A 12,474-nucleotide genomic window follows, 5' to 3' on the forward strand; every position below is an offset into this window, starting at 1 on the left:
CCAAACGAACAGAAAATCACTTTTCCGCGTAAGGATTTTTCGTTCCGCGCAGCTGCAGACGCACCGGAACACCCGGCATATGGAACGTTTCACGCAGTCCGTTAACGAGATAGCGCTTGTAGGAATCCGGAAGCTGCTCCGCCCGCGTACCGAACAGCAGGAATGTCGGCGGACGCGCCTTCACCTGCGTCATGTAACGCAGCTTGAGCCGACGACCATCCACGAGCGGCGGCTGATGACGCTCAAGCGCATCCTCGAACCAGCGGTTCAGTTCACCCGTGGAGACACGCGAATTCCAGATCTCGTAAACCTCCCGAACAGCCGGAAGGAGACGATGCACACCCGCTCCTGTCAGCGCAGAGAACGTCACGACCGGAATGCCACGCACCTGGGCCAGCGAGATTTCCAGACGGTCCAGAATCGCCTTCTTGGTCGCGTTCCGGTCCTCAACGGCGTCCCACTTGTTTAGCGCAATGACGCAGGCCCGGCCCTCACGCTCGATCAGACGGCCGATCTGGAGATCCTGCTCATGCACGCCAAGCGTCGCATCGATCACCAGCACGACCACTTCCGCCATTTTCAGGGCTTCGATGGAAGCCGAGACGGACATCTTTTCAAGATGCTGCTCAACGCGGGCGCGCTTGCGCATCCCCGCCGTATCGACCAACTGGATGGGGCCGTGCTCGTCATGCAGTTCGACGGTGATGGAATCACGTGTCAGACCTGCTTCCGGCCCCGTGATCATCCGCTCTTCGCCCAGCAGACAGTTCAGCAGCGTGGACTTGCCCGCATTCGGACGACCGATGATCGCCAGACGCAGCGGACCGGCCGGACGCTCGTCTTCCTCGCCTTCGGCCTTCGGAGCCTCACGACGACGGGATTTTTCCGCCGGCGGCAAACGCTCGGCAATCTCACCCATGAGATCGGCAATGCCTTCGCCATGCTCGGCAGACAGGGCCAGCGGCGTTCCCAGCCCGAGCGAATAGGCCTCAAGAGCCGCATTCGTCCCCGCCTGTCCTTCCGCCTTGTTGGCGATCAGCAGGACGGGGCGGTTCTGACGGCGCAGCCAGCTCGCAAAATGCGCATCCGCAGGCGTGATGCCCGAACGCGCATCAATGCAGAACAGCACCAGATCCGCCATCGCAACAGCGGATTCGGACGAAGCCCGCATCCGCCCGTACAGCGTATCCGGTGCAGCTTCCTCCAGCCCGGCCGTATCGATCAGCCGAACCCGACGACCACGCAGAAGAGCCTCGCCCTCCTTGCGGTCGCGCGTAACGCCCGGCATGTCGGAGACGATCGCCTGACGGCGGCCGACAAGCCGGTTGAACAGAGTGGATTTCCCGACATTCGGGCGCCCGGCAATAACAACAACGGGCAGGTTCTCAGAGGTCATTCGTTCAGCCATAGGCCCGCAGAACGGCGTCCTGGGACACGGTCAGCACATGACCGTCACAGACGATCGGCTGAACCTGACACGGGGCGACGGTCTTGCGGGTCAGTTCAAGTTTCCCGGTCACGGCATTCAGAACAGCCATGCCTTCTTTTGGAAAGGTGGAGAAGCAGATCAGCTTGCCGTTCACGAGAAGCGGGCCCACCCAGGCAATCGCATCCTTTTCCACGTCAACGCGGATGAAGCGACGCAGCTGCGTGATCCAGCGCACATGCCCGGACAGACGATCCAGGCAGGCGATCTGCTGATCCGTGGACAGGACATACATCCAGTCGCCACAGATCGCCATAGGACTCTGCCCGCTGACCTCACGTTCCCACAGGCGACGGCCCGAGCGCATGTCGATCGCCACCAGCACGCGGGACATGGACACGGCATAGGCCGTCCCGTCCATGATGACCGGCGCGCCGCGGATGCAGGAGAAGTCGAGCATGGCGCCCATGCCGTTGGAACCGCCGAGACTGTCACTCCAGACCATCTCACCCGACGCCGCACGCAGGGCCACCAGATCGCCACTGCCAAAGCCCGCGAGAATGACGCCATCCACGAAAGCCGGGGCGGACTGTCCGAAAATCACCGTGTCGGATGCGGTGGCCTGATACGTCCAGACCTGATGGCCGGTATTGGCGTTTAGCGCGATCAGACGCTCATCGATTGTTCCGAAGACCATGAGGCCTTCCGCGATCGTCGGCGCGGAGCGGCCCGGCGTTCCGGTGCTGACGCGCCATTTCACCTTGCCCGTCAGGGCTTCAACGGCCAGGGCCTGAGCCACGCCGTCCACGATATAGAGCGTGTCTCCATCGAGGGCGAGGCCACCGCCAATATTGGTCGAGCGGCTTCTGGCCGTAGCGGGCTGACGCGTCCAGACATGACGGCGTTCCGGCCAGGTCCAGGCCTTCACCACGCCCTGCGCATCCGTCGTGTAGATATGACCGTTGCCGATGACCGGCGGTGACTGGATCGCACCACGATTGGTCGGCATGATCGCGATCGTCGCCAGAAAGCTGGACGGATCCGTTGGCGCGCCGACCGAATGGCTCCAGGCCAGATCCGGACCATTCCACGCTGCATTCACGGCGACATGGGATGGACGCCCCCCTTCCTGCAGCCATTCCCGCACCGGCTGGACCGGGCCGAGGCTGATCGGCGTATGATCGTCATGATCGACCGTCAGCCCGGCGCCCGTGGACAGGACGTCCACGCGATGTCCGGCCAGAGGCGGCTTCCTGTCGTCTTCGAACAGGCTGCAACCGCCCAGAACGGCTAGGGCACTGCCCGAGCAGGCCGTCCGCAGAAGACCACGGCGCCCCATGGAGCGGTTCACGGAAAGGGAAGAGCGGGAAAGAACAGGACGGCGCATCAACCGGCGTCTCCAAATGTCTCGAGCAGGGCCTGCGCACGCGCACGCACCCCTTCGGTCGCGTTTTCACTGCCAACGATCTGCGTCAGGATGCGCCGGGCTTCCTTCTGCTGGTCCGCCGTCGCACCGGGGCGCAGGTCAAGCGCGGCAAGACCTTCCTGAGCCAGAGGAGCCCAGGCACCACCGCCCTGCGCCAGGGCTTCATAGCCCGGGCGGAGCGTCTTCGGATCGGCCGTCGCAGTCCGGGCGTTCAGGCTCATGTAGCGCGCCATGTCCCGCAGGGCCGGATCGGCAGCGTTATCATCCGCCACGCCCTGCCACGTCTTCAGCGCCGCGTCCGTCTGATGGGCCTGGCTCTGCAGATCGGCCAGACGCAGCGCGGCATAGGAACGCACGCCCACCGGACCATGCTCCGCCAGATCCTGGAAGGTCGCGGTGGCCTTCTGGGTGGCCGCGGCATCATGCTTGGGATCGGACAGCGCCGTCATGGCGGTAAAATACCGTGCCGATGCCGCCTGCTGTGCTGCATGACGCGCGTGACTGTTCCAGCCCCACACGCCACCACCGATGGCTCCAATCACGGCCACGACGCCCACCACGGCGCCAATGCGCCGTGCCATGGCCCGCAACCGCTGCGCCTGCATTTCTTCGTTCACCTGCGTGATGAAATCGTCTGCCACCTGGTCCCCTGCTGGATCGGTCTTCAAACTGTTTGCGCGACCATACAGGCGCCGCACCGTCGCGGCAAACGCTTCACACATCCGAAGGCCGGCTGAAGCAGTCCGTGACTGTGAAAAACGGTATCACGGCAGAAAATCCGGCCGACATTCAGACTTCCTTAACCGCACCGGAAGCATCCTGACGGCCATGAAAAAGCCTGTCCCGCTCCTGCTGCTTCCCCTGGTGTTCTGCGCGCTTGAAGGCTGCGCGCCGGATCGCATCGCTTCCGCCGTCACGGGAAAGGACTGCAACACGGCCTATCTGTACGATGACGAAAGTTTCTGCGCCCGGCCGGCCGGGCCGCCTCCGCCGCAGCCCTACTGCACCACAAGCTTCGAGGGCACGACCTGCTGGGCGCGCCCCGATCTTATGCCCAATGTCGCCCGCCAGACCTATGGCGGCCCCACATCCCTGACTCCGGCTCAGAATCAGGAACGCATGGGGCAGTAAGAATCGCGACGGGCTTTGCAGAGCGTCAGTGATGGCCCAGTTTGCGGCTGGCAGCGGCCAGATTGGCGGACAGCGTCTGGAACGACGACGCGATATGGGACTGAACAGCCGCGCTCCCCGCATGGACATGGGAAATCCGCGCGCTTGCTTCCTGGCTGATCGCCGTCTCTTCCCGGTTGGCCTGAGCCGCGACACACGCATTGTAAACGCGGGCTGCCTTTTCATAAGCCGTCACGCGATCCACGCTTTCGTTATACTGCGCGACCGTCGCGGCCTTCACCGCAGGCGCCTGCGGCTCGGCACCACATTTTGAAGCGGTCCATGCCGCCTCGGCCGCACTGGCCGACCCGGCACCGGCAATCCCTGCAAAAACCAGACCAAACAGCGCCGCCTTACGGATGGCGACAACGCAACGTCTCATACAGCTCCCTTTCCTGTTCGAAGCGTTGCGCGCCCTACGCCCAGATCAAGGCGCAAATTTGGCAGGCTCACCAGTCGGGCCGCCGGAGACCTCATTGTCCTGCATCACGACCGTTCCACGAACGATCGTCGCCATCGGCCAACCCGTCACACGCGTTCCGTCAAACGGCGTCCAGCCCGCCGGCGTGACGATCCAGTCATTCGTGATCTCGCGCTCGGCCTTCATGTCCACGAGCGTGAAATCGGCATCGAATCCGACAGCCATGCGCCCCTTGGTCTGCAAGCCGTAAACCCGTGCCGGCCCTGCTGCCATCAGGTCCACCAGACGCGACAGCGACAGACGCCCCGCATTCACATGATCGAGCATGACCGGCACGATCGTCTGCGTCCCCGTCAGACCCGCCGGGCATTTCGGCCAGGGCAGCTTTTTGGCCTCAAGCGGATGCGGCGCATGATCAGACGAAACCACGTCCACCCGGCCATCCCGCACGGCCTGCCAGCTTGCTTCCCAGTGCGAGCGGTCCCGCAGCGGCGGGTTCATGACGGCCAGACCACCGAGCTTTTCGTAACATTCCGGCGCCACCTGCGTGAGATGGTTCACCAGAACCTCGACAGTGGAAATGTCGCGGTAATCCGCCAGATAATCCAGTTCCTCAGCCGTCGAGACATGCAGGATATGCGCGGGACGGTTGGTCTTGCGCGCCAGCGCCATGATGCGGCGCGTGCCAAGGAACGCACATTCCACATCCCGCCAGACGCTGTGTGTTTCGTAAGGCTGGCCTTCATGGAACATCGGCTTGCGGGCCTGAAGACGATATTCGTCCTCCGAATGATAGGCCACGCGACGATGCCCCGAGCGCATGACCGCTTCCAGACCCGCATCGTCCTCGATCATCAGATTGCCCGTGGACGACCCGGCAAACACCTTCACCGCACACACACCCGGCTGCTGTTCCAGCATTGCCAGATCCGGCGTGTTCTCCCGTGTCGCGCCGACATAGATGCCGACATCCACGTGCGCCGTCTTGCGGATATGATCGCGCTTCCAGTCGATCATCGTCACATCCGTCACACTCGGGGACGTGTTGGGCATGTCGAAAACCGTCGCAATACCGCCCAGCGCCGCAGCCCGCGTCCCGGTCTCGAGCGTCTCGACCTCGGGCTTGCCCGGATCGCGCAGATGAACATGCGCATCAATCAGTCCGGGCAGAACATGCAGGCCGCGTGCATCGATCACCCGGTCCGCCTCATCCGCAGACCCGACGGACAGCGACGCCACTTTCCCGTTGCGCACGCCGATATCCGCTTCCGCCTCGCCCCAGGGAAAAACGCAGCGTCCACCGCGGATGATCAGATCGTAATGCATGTTCCGTCCTTGCAAATCAGTAAGATACTCATGAAGCGCGCGAGAGAGTTTCGAACGTATCCCCGTCCACGGGAACCCCTTCAATATGATGACGATGCCACAGCGCGAAAAACAGCAGCGTCCAGGCCTGCCGCGCCACACCGCGCTGGCTGGCCCGGGCAAAAAGACGCTCCACGTCCGGCCCGGGCATCATGGCCCGGATGCAGGGCTGACGTGCGACCAGTGGTCCCAGACGGTGCGCCTGCTTCTCGATCCACGGCCCGACCGGCACTGTAAAGCCCTGCTTCGGCGCAAACGGACGCGCCTGCGGTAGCGCCTCCTGAAGCCAGCGCCGCAGAAGCCATTTTCCGTAACCTTCCCGGACCTTGAAATGCTCCGGCAACGGCCAGATTGCCTTGGCAACAACCGGGTCCAGCAGCGGCGTACGCCCCTCGACCGAATGCGCCATCAGGCACCGGTCCAGCTTGAGCAGCAGATCGTTGGGCAGCCATTCCGCAATATCAAGCGCCTGAGCGCCTTCCAGCCCTGAAACCCCGAGAGCCAGTTCCGTCATGGCAATCCCGCGCCGCCACTGCCGCCCGTGCTCTGCAAAGCGCTTGCCAAACGTCCCGGACCGGTACGGCGCACGACCGCCCTTCCACCAGGGCTTCATCACGCGCCGATAGCGGCCATAGCCTGCAAAAAGCTCATCCCCGCCTTCGCCGCTGAGAATGACGGTGACGTCCTTTCGCGCCTCACGCGCCAGAAACCATGTCGGGATGACGGCATAATCCGCAGCCGGATCATCCATGCACGTCACGATGGACGGCAGATCGCGCCAGACCATCTCTTCTGTCACAGTCAGAACATGATGCTCGGCCCCGACTGATGCCGCCAGTGCAGCCGCATCGGCAGACTCGTCCGCAGCCCCGGCATCGAAACGTGCCGTCCAGGTGCGCGGATGCGGCAGTCCCAGCCGATGCGCCGCAGCCAGAATGACCGAACTGTCGATCCCGCCCGACAGGAACAGCCCCAGCGGCACATCCGCCCTCAGATGCGCGCCCACACTGTCGAGCAGCGCCGCATCCAGCCGTGTCAACGCCTGCTCGTCGCTCAAACGCGCCGGAACCGTATCCCGCGCTTCATGCAGAACATGCCGTCGGCGCGATTCCACGATTCGCCCATCCACGATCCGGAGCGTCTCACCAGGCAGAAGCCGGCGGATGCCGTCGAAAATGATGTCTTGCCCCGTCGTGAACTGAAGTTGCATCAACTCATTACGCGCACCATCCCGAATGCTGCGCTTGCCAAACCCACCTGCCAGCAGCGCCTGCGGCTCGGACGCGAAGGCAATGCCCCCCTCATAGGCCGCGATATAGAGCGGCTTGATGCCGAACGGATCGCGCGACAGTACCATCTCATGCCGGCCGTGCTCGTTCTCAACGATCGCAATGGCATACATGCCCCGCAGTTCATGCGTGTATCCCGCGCCATCATGCAGCCACAGATGCAAAGGCGGTTCGCAGTCGCTATGGGTCTGAAAACAGGTTTTGGGAAAACGCCTGCGAATAGCCGGGTCGTTATAGATTTCCCCGTTCGCGATCAGGGCCGCCGCGCCAAGCCTGAACGGCTGTGCACCACCCGCGATATCAACGATGGACAGTCTGCGGTGACGCAACGCCGCCCCACCCAGGTCCAGCCGCCCTTCCCCATCCGGCCCGCGGTGGAAAATGGCCTGCGACATGCGCTCCAGCGCGTCCTGATCCGGATGATGCCCCGGCAGGCAGGAAAGACCCGCAATTCCACACATCAGGCGCGCACTCCGTCCAGAAAAGCCGACCATCGCGCCATGACAACATCCTGAGCAAACTCCTGCTCAAACCGCGCCCGCCCGTTGATGGAAAGAGTCTGCGCCACAGTCTCATCGTCCAGAACGCTTCCGATCTGCGCCGCAAGATCGCGCTCATTCTCGACCTCGGCCAGCAGACCGTCCTGCGTCCCTTCGAGAATTTCCTGAGGTCCCTGAATATTGCTCGCCACAACAGGCACCCCAGCAGACAGCGCCTCGATCACGACATTGCCCAGCGGTTCGATCCGGGAGGGGCAGACCAGAACATCACACGCCCGCAGCCAGGGTCCGCTCTGCGCGATCCAGCCGGGAAGATGCACCCGATCCGCAACATTTTCCGCCTTCGCCAGCGCCTCAAGCGCAGGACGCTCCGGCCCCTCGCCCGCAATCACCAGATGCACGCCCGGCAGATGCTTCATCGCCCGGATCAGCACATCAAAGGCCTTGTTTTCATGCAGCCGCCCCAGCGCCAGGGCAAACGGTACATCCGGCGGCAGAAAGGCGGGCCGCAGCGGCGTCACGGACGAAAAATCCGTCGCGAAATTGGGGAGATGATGCACACGATCGGCCGCCCAGCCCTCCCCCCGCATCCACTCCGCCAGACCGCGCGTATTGCCGATCAGATGATCGCAGCGGCGATAATTCGACAGATCGTAATAGCCTCCCAGACGCCCGGCAATCTGCCACGGTCCGGACGGCACCAGCCGTGCGGCCCGGCTCATCCATGCGACGACCACATCCGGCCTGAACGCTTTGAGACTGCGCCGCAACCCCGGTGTGGTCCGCAGATCCAGCAGCCCGCCAAACCGGAAAGACTGCGTCTCAACGCCCGCTTCCTCAAGCCGTACGACCCGGCCTTCATCCTGCCGGATCAGCGCCTGAACGGGACGTCCATCCCGCGTCTGGGCCATTGTCAGACGCTCGAAGAACAGCTCCGCGCCCCCCCTGGGAGCCCCTGCCATCACATGGGCCACACGACCCCGGTATCCATTGGACGATGCAGACTTCATCTTTCTTCTATCGGCCATGACCGACAGGGCATCAAGTCAGTCCGAGCCCCCGTCCGAAGCACAAACGTCTTTTTCATGCAGGATCTCCGTCGCGGCCTTCAGCACAGCCGCAACCCCTAAGCCTTCGATGGGGGCATGTCCCTCCGGCCCCGGCGCCTCCACGAACCGGGCAAGCCGCCCGGCCGGCGCATATTCCGAAGCTCGCGACGGCCCGAACAGCCCAAGCGTCGGCGTCCCCGCAGCGGCGGCCAGATGCATCAGCCCGGAATCATTGCCAACAAACAGCGCACAGCGCTGAAGAAGTGCGGCAACCTCGCCCAGCGATTTGTCTCCGCCAAGATCCAGAGCCTCCGGCAGCGCCTTCAACACCGGTTCCGCCCGCGCACGCTCCCCCTCGCCAGGGCCATAGAACACGACGGGACGCAGATTTTCCGCCTTCAGCGCCTGAGCCAGTTCGACGAACCGCTCGGGCGGCCAGATCTTCCCGTCCCAGTTCGCCGTCGGTCCCAGCGCCAGCCATTGCCCTTCGGGCAAGGCCGCAACAGCCTCCGCACGCTGCTTTTCCGAAATCCAGACACACGGCATAGGCGTCCTGCGATATCCGAGTGCCTCTCCAAGCTGTTCAACCCGCCGACCCGGACGGCGCCCACCACGCACGATGATCCGCCGCCTCGCCCGCAGCGTCAGTCCGATCAGGGAACCCCGCAGATCGACAACCATGAACCAGCGCGTCCGGAAACAGGCGCGCCACAGATCAATCCAGTGCCGGTCATGCCGACGCTTTTCCATGGTGATAATGCGCTCGCAACGTGGATCGGCCTCGAAGAGCCCCGCCGCCACAGGGCCACAGACCACCGTGAACATCGCCGCCGGATAACGCTTCTGCAACGCATCCAGCACACCCGTTGAAATAACCGCATCGCCCAGACGGTTGGACGTGATGAACAGGATCCGCATCATTCGCGAAGCCAGACCGCATCCTTGATGGTGCTGACGAACGCCTCATGCGCCTGAAGTTCTTCCGCAGTCGGAGGCGCCATTTTCCGCGGCTTGCGGTTGGCGAGCGCATTGATCCCGTCTGTCATGCTGCGGCTGCGGGACGGCCCCGCCAGCCCCAGCCCGCGCTGACGGCCGCCCATCAGTTCCACATAGACTTCAGCCAGAAGCTTGCAGTCCAGCAGCGCGTTATGGGTGCCACGCTGCGACAGGTCGATGCCGAAGCGCCGACACAGCGCATCGAGACTGGCGGGCAGACCGGGATATTTCTTCCGCGCCATTTCCACCGTATCGATGGCCCGGCTGGCATAATCGAGCGGCTCGCGACCGCACGCTTTCAGTTCGGCATTGACGAATTTGAAATCGAACCGGGCATTATGCGCGATCATCGGGCTGTCCCCGATGAACTCCAGAAACCCGTCCGCCACCTCGGAAAATACCGGCTTCCCTTCCAGATCCTCAATGCGGAACCCGTGCACCTTGGTCGCCTCGGCCGGGATATCGCGCTCTGGATGGATCAGGACGTGATAGGCCTCACCCGTCGGCAGATCGTCGATCAGTTCGAGGGCCGCGATCTCGATGATGCGGTCGCCCATATCCGGGTCAAAGCCCGTGGTTTCCGTATCGAACAGGATAGATCGTTTCATGACGCCTCACGAAGCCGGTGCAACAGGGCATGGACCTGCCTGACGGCCTGCCCACGCGACAGGCCGGTTCGTATCACGATGTCGGCCCGACGTCTGCGCTCATGGTCGCTCATCTGGCGCGCCAGCAATCCTTTGGCATCCGCCATGCTCATACGCCCCCCACTGTGACCACGCTGCCGGATACGGGACAGACGCGTCCCCATCGGAGCTTCGGCCACCACCACCACATCGCAGCGGCGGTCCTCGCCAATTTCCATCAGTAGCGGAATGTCCAGCACACAGAACGGTTCATGCCGCGCCCGGCACTGCTTCAGAAACCGCTCGCGCTCGGCCCGAACCAGCGGATGCATGATGGCTTCCAGACGCTTCAGCGCATCGGGCTGCCCCCGCACGGCCTCGCGAAGCGCCGCACGATCCAGGCGCCCCTCGGTCACGGTTCCGGGAAATGCCTGCCCGATCAGCGGCAGGGCTTTCCCCCGTTCGCCCTGAAGAGCCCGGACACACGCGTCCGCATCAAAAACCGGCACGCCTTCTCTGCGGAACAGCGCGGCGACCGTACTTTTCCCGGCCGCCATGCCCCCGGTCAGACCAATGATTTTCACGCGTCAGTACGCAGGCTCGCCGCCAGCAGATCAAATGTCGTCCGGTCGGCCTGCGGATCAACGCCAAACCATGCCCGAAACCCTGCGCGTGCCTGATGAACCAGCATCCCCAGCCCATCCACCGTCCGCAGCCCGCGCGCCTGAGCAGCCAGCAGAAGCGGCGTTTCGCGCGGCGTATAGACAATATCCGTCACGCACAGCCCCGGTGCGGCTTCACGAAGAGCCGCATCCCAGTCCAGACCAGCCTTGCCGCCCATGCCCATCGAAGTAGCATTCACCAGCAGCGAACAGCCCGAAAGCAGCGACGGCCATTCGTACCAGGCCACGGCCTCACCGCCGCCGAGTGCCTCAACCAGTGCTTCCGCCCGTTCCAGGGTCCGATTGGCAATCACGACCTCGCAGCCCCGGTCCAGAAGCGCCGCCGCCACGGCGCGCGCCGCACCACCCGCCCCGAGAACCATGGCCCGACCGGCAATCGCCACGTCATGTGCACTCAGATTATCGCAGAAACCCGTCCCGTCCGTGCAGTCACCAATAATACGACCTGCCACGAAACAGATCGTGTTCACCGCGCCGGCCCGCTTGGCCGTCGGAGTAAGTTCATCACAGGCCCGCATCGCCGCTTCCTTGTGCGGAATGGTCACATTTACGCCCTGAAACCCGGCCGCTGCCAGTCCACGCAGGGCCTTATCAAAGCCGTCCGGATGGGTCGGCAGCGGCACATAAGCCCCGTTCACACCATTCACCCGGCACCAGTGATTATGCATCAGCGGGGAACGGGAATGCTCCACCGGCCATCCCATGACGCCTGCAAGTTTCGTGTGACCGTCAATCATGTGCCCGGCCCCTCTACCAACGTCTCCCAGACCTTCGGCAGCAGCGCGGCCAGACGCCGGGCCCAGTCCCGCTGTCCGGTCTTTTCGGCAATCAGGTCCTGCCGGATCTCGATTTCCAGATAAGGCAGCCCCGCCGCTTCCGCATGCCGTGGCACCGTGTAGTCGGACGTATCCGTCAGAACGTAAGGTTCATTGTCGCCCACACACAACGTCGCATCCTCGCGCAGCAGGTCCAGCGCAATCGAGGCCATGCGACTGTCCTGATTATGCAGAATCCCGATCTGCCAGGGCCGGTCCTTGCCGTTCATCTGCGGCGTAAAACTGTGCAGTGCGATCAGCGCCGTCGGGCGCGGTCCGCGCTCAACCAGAACCTCGGCAATCGTATCGTGATACGGGTGTAGGATTTCCCGCTCCCGTTTTGCCCGGCACGTTTCCTGCGCGGCCTGATTGGCCGGAACCGGCGTCCCGTCACTCACAAGCGGCATGGACGTCGGATGGCCCGGCGCGCGGTTACAGTCGATCACGAGGCGGGAATAAACCTGTTCGATCAGCGCAGACCCCAGCAGTTCATGCAGGACGCGCCCTACGCCTACGATGCCGATATCCCAGGCGATGTGCCGCTGCCAGTCCTCGGTCTGCACCCCCATATCTCCCAGCGCATCCGGAACCGCCCGCCCCGCGTGGTCGCTGACGAACACGAACGGCGACGGCGTCTTTTCAGGAAAAAGAAGGAAAGGCGCCGGATCACTGGCGCCGAGAAGGGGAGCAGACATCAGGACTTCACAC

General features: G+C 63.6%; 13 protein-coding genes. 1 reads left to right on the plus strand and 12 read right to left on the minus strand.

Annotation, left to right across the window (positions count from 1 at the left end; genetic code table 11):
• Positions 1-16: 16 nt before the first annotated feature.
• The 3 genes from der to HKD31_RS07130 are packed head-to-tail and all read right to left on the minus strand — an operon-like array spanning position 17 to position 3,493.
• A complete protein-coding gene (der, locus tag HKD31_RS07120) occupies positions 17-1,396 on the minus strand; it encodes a ribosome biogenesis GTPase Der (protein ID WP_034953656.1) in 1,380 nt (459 codons plus the stop codon).
• 4 nt (positions 1,397-1,400) lie between these two features.
• Positions 1,401-2,813, minus strand: a complete 1,413-nt coding sequence (locus tag HKD31_RS07125; RefSeq protein WP_062496858.1) for a PQQ-binding-like beta-propeller repeat protein — start codon at positions 2,811-2,813, stop codon at positions 1,401-1,403.
• Entirely contained in the window at positions 2,813-3,493 is a 681-nt protein-coding gene (locus HKD31_RS07130) for a tetratricopeptide repeat protein (protein ID WP_231100601.1), read from the minus strand. Before HKD31_RS07130 ends, HKD31_RS07125 begins: the two co-directional genes overlap by 1 nt.
• Positions 3,494-3,680: 187 nt before the next feature.
• Here HKD31_RS07130 and HKD31_RS07135 point away from each other — a divergent pair, with 187 nt between their 5' ends.
• Positions 3,681-3,983 (plus strand): hypothetical protein, encoded by a 303-nt coding sequence (locus HKD31_RS07135; RefSeq protein ID WP_024716766.1) that lies wholly within the window; start codon positions 3,681-3,683, stop codon positions 3,981-3,983.
• 25 nt (positions 3,984-4,008) lie between these two features.
• On the opposite strand, the gene HKD31_RS07140 is transcribed toward HKD31_RS07135, so the two are convergent.
• Genes HKD31_RS07140 through HKD31_RS07180 form a run of 9 tightly spaced genes read right to left on the minus strand, consistent with a single transcriptional unit; the run spans position 4,009 to position 12,461 of the window.
• A complete protein-coding gene (locus tag HKD31_RS07140) occupies positions 4,009-4,404 on the minus strand; it encodes a hypothetical protein (protein ID WP_228120332.1) in 396 nt (131 codons plus the stop codon).
• Positions 4,405-4,449: 45 nt separating this feature from the next.
• Positions 4,450-5,769, minus strand: a complete 1,320-nt coding sequence (locus tag HKD31_RS07145; protein WP_194264776.1) for a dihydroorotase — start codon at positions 5,767-5,769, stop codon at positions 4,450-4,452.
• A gap of 28 nt (positions 5,770-5,797) precedes the next feature.
• Positions 5,798-7,558 (minus strand): asparagine synthase (glutamine-hydrolyzing), encoded by a 1,761-nt coding sequence (asnB, locus tag HKD31_RS07150; RefSeq protein WP_194264824.1) that lies wholly within the window; start codon positions 7,556-7,558, stop codon positions 5,798-5,800.
• Entirely contained in the window at positions 7,558-8,607 is a 1,050-nt protein-coding gene (locus HKD31_RS07155) for a glycosyltransferase (RefSeq protein WP_194264775.1), read from the minus strand. The genes asnB and HKD31_RS07155 overlap by 1 nt, the downstream gene beginning before the upstream one ends.
• A 36-nt stretch (positions 8,608-8,643) precedes the next feature.
• The gene (locus HKD31_RS07160; protein ID WP_194264823.1) at positions 8,644-9,564 is read right to left on the minus strand and encodes a glycosyltransferase family 9 protein; all 921 of its coding nucleotides are present in this window, start codon (positions 9,562-9,564) and stop codon (positions 8,644-8,646) included.
• Positions 9,564-10,250: a DNA polymerase III subunit epsilon gene (gene dnaQ, locus HKD31_RS07165; protein WP_062496869.1), complete on the minus strand. Its 687-nt coding sequence runs from the start codon at positions 10,248-10,250 to the stop codon at positions 9,564-9,566. The genes HKD31_RS07160 and dnaQ overlap by 1 nt, the downstream gene beginning before the upstream one ends.
• Positions 10,247-10,852, minus strand: coding sequence for a dephospho-CoA kinase (gene coaE, locus HKD31_RS07170; protein WP_194264774.1), 606 nt, complete (start codon positions 10,850-10,852; stop codon positions 10,247-10,249). The genes dnaQ and coaE overlap by 4 nt, the downstream gene beginning before the upstream one ends.
• The gene (locus HKD31_RS07175) at positions 10,849-11,688 is read right to left on the minus strand and encodes a shikimate dehydrogenase (protein WP_194264773.1); all 840 of its coding nucleotides are present in this window, start codon (positions 11,686-11,688) and stop codon (positions 10,849-10,851) included. Before HKD31_RS07175 ends, coaE begins: the two co-directional genes overlap by 4 nt.
• On the minus strand, positions 11,685-12,461 hold the full coding sequence (locus tag HKD31_RS07180) for an N-formylglutamate amidohydrolase (protein ID WP_194264772.1): 777 nt from the start codon (positions 12,459-12,461) through the stop codon (positions 11,685-11,687). The genes HKD31_RS07175 and HKD31_RS07180 overlap by 4 nt, the downstream gene beginning before the upstream one ends.
• Positions 12,462-12,474: the final 13 nt, after the last annotated feature.

Origin of the sequence: Gluconobacter potus, from assembly GCF_015244705.1 — a bacterium.
GTDB lineage: Bacteria > Pseudomonadota > Alphaproteobacteria > Acetobacterales > Acetobacteraceae > Gluconobacter > Gluconobacter potus.

Coding starts and splice junctions, on each gene's coding strand:
- HKD31_RS07135 (WP_024716766.1), top strand. CDS start 3,681: ATGAAAAAGCCTGTCCCGCTCCTGCTGCTTCCCCTGGTGTTCTGCGCG.
- dnaQ (WP_062496869.1), bottom strand. CDS start 10,250: ATGAAACGATCTATCCTGTTCGATACGGAAACCACGGGCTTTGACCCG.
- HKD31_RS07140 (WP_228120332.1), bottom strand. CDS start 4,404: ATGAGACGTTGCGTTGTCGCCATCCGTAAGGCGGCGCTGTTTGGTCTG.
- HKD31_RS07160 (WP_194264823.1), bottom strand. CDS start 9,564: ATGCGGATCCTGTTCATCACGTCCAACCGTCTGGGCGATGCGGTTATT.
- HKD31_RS07125 (WP_062496858.1), bottom strand. CDS start 2,813: ATGCGCCGTCCTGTTCTTTCCCGCTCTTCCCTTTCCGTGAACCGCTCC.
- HKD31_RS07145 (WP_194264776.1), bottom strand. CDS start 5,769: ATGCATTACGATCTGATCATCCGCGGTGGACGCTGCGTTTTTCCCTGG.
- HKD31_RS07180 (WP_194264772.1), bottom strand. CDS start 12,461: ATGTCTGCTCCCCTTCTCGGCGCCAGTGATCCGGCGCCTTTCCTTCTT.
- HKD31_RS07175 (WP_194264773.1), bottom strand. CDS start 11,688: ATGATTGACGGTCACACGAAACTTGCAGGCGTCATGGGATGGCCGGTG.
- asnB (WP_194264824.1), bottom strand. CDS start 7,558: ATGTGTGGAATTGCGGGTCTTTCCTGCCTGCCGGGGCATCATCCGGAT.
- der (WP_034953656.1), bottom strand. CDS start 1,396: ATGACCTCTGAGAACCTGCCCGTTGTTGTTATTGCCGGGCGCCCGAAT.
- HKD31_RS07155 (WP_194264775.1), bottom strand. CDS start 8,607: ATGAAGTCTGCATCGTCCAATGGATACCGGGGTCGTGTGGCCCATGTG.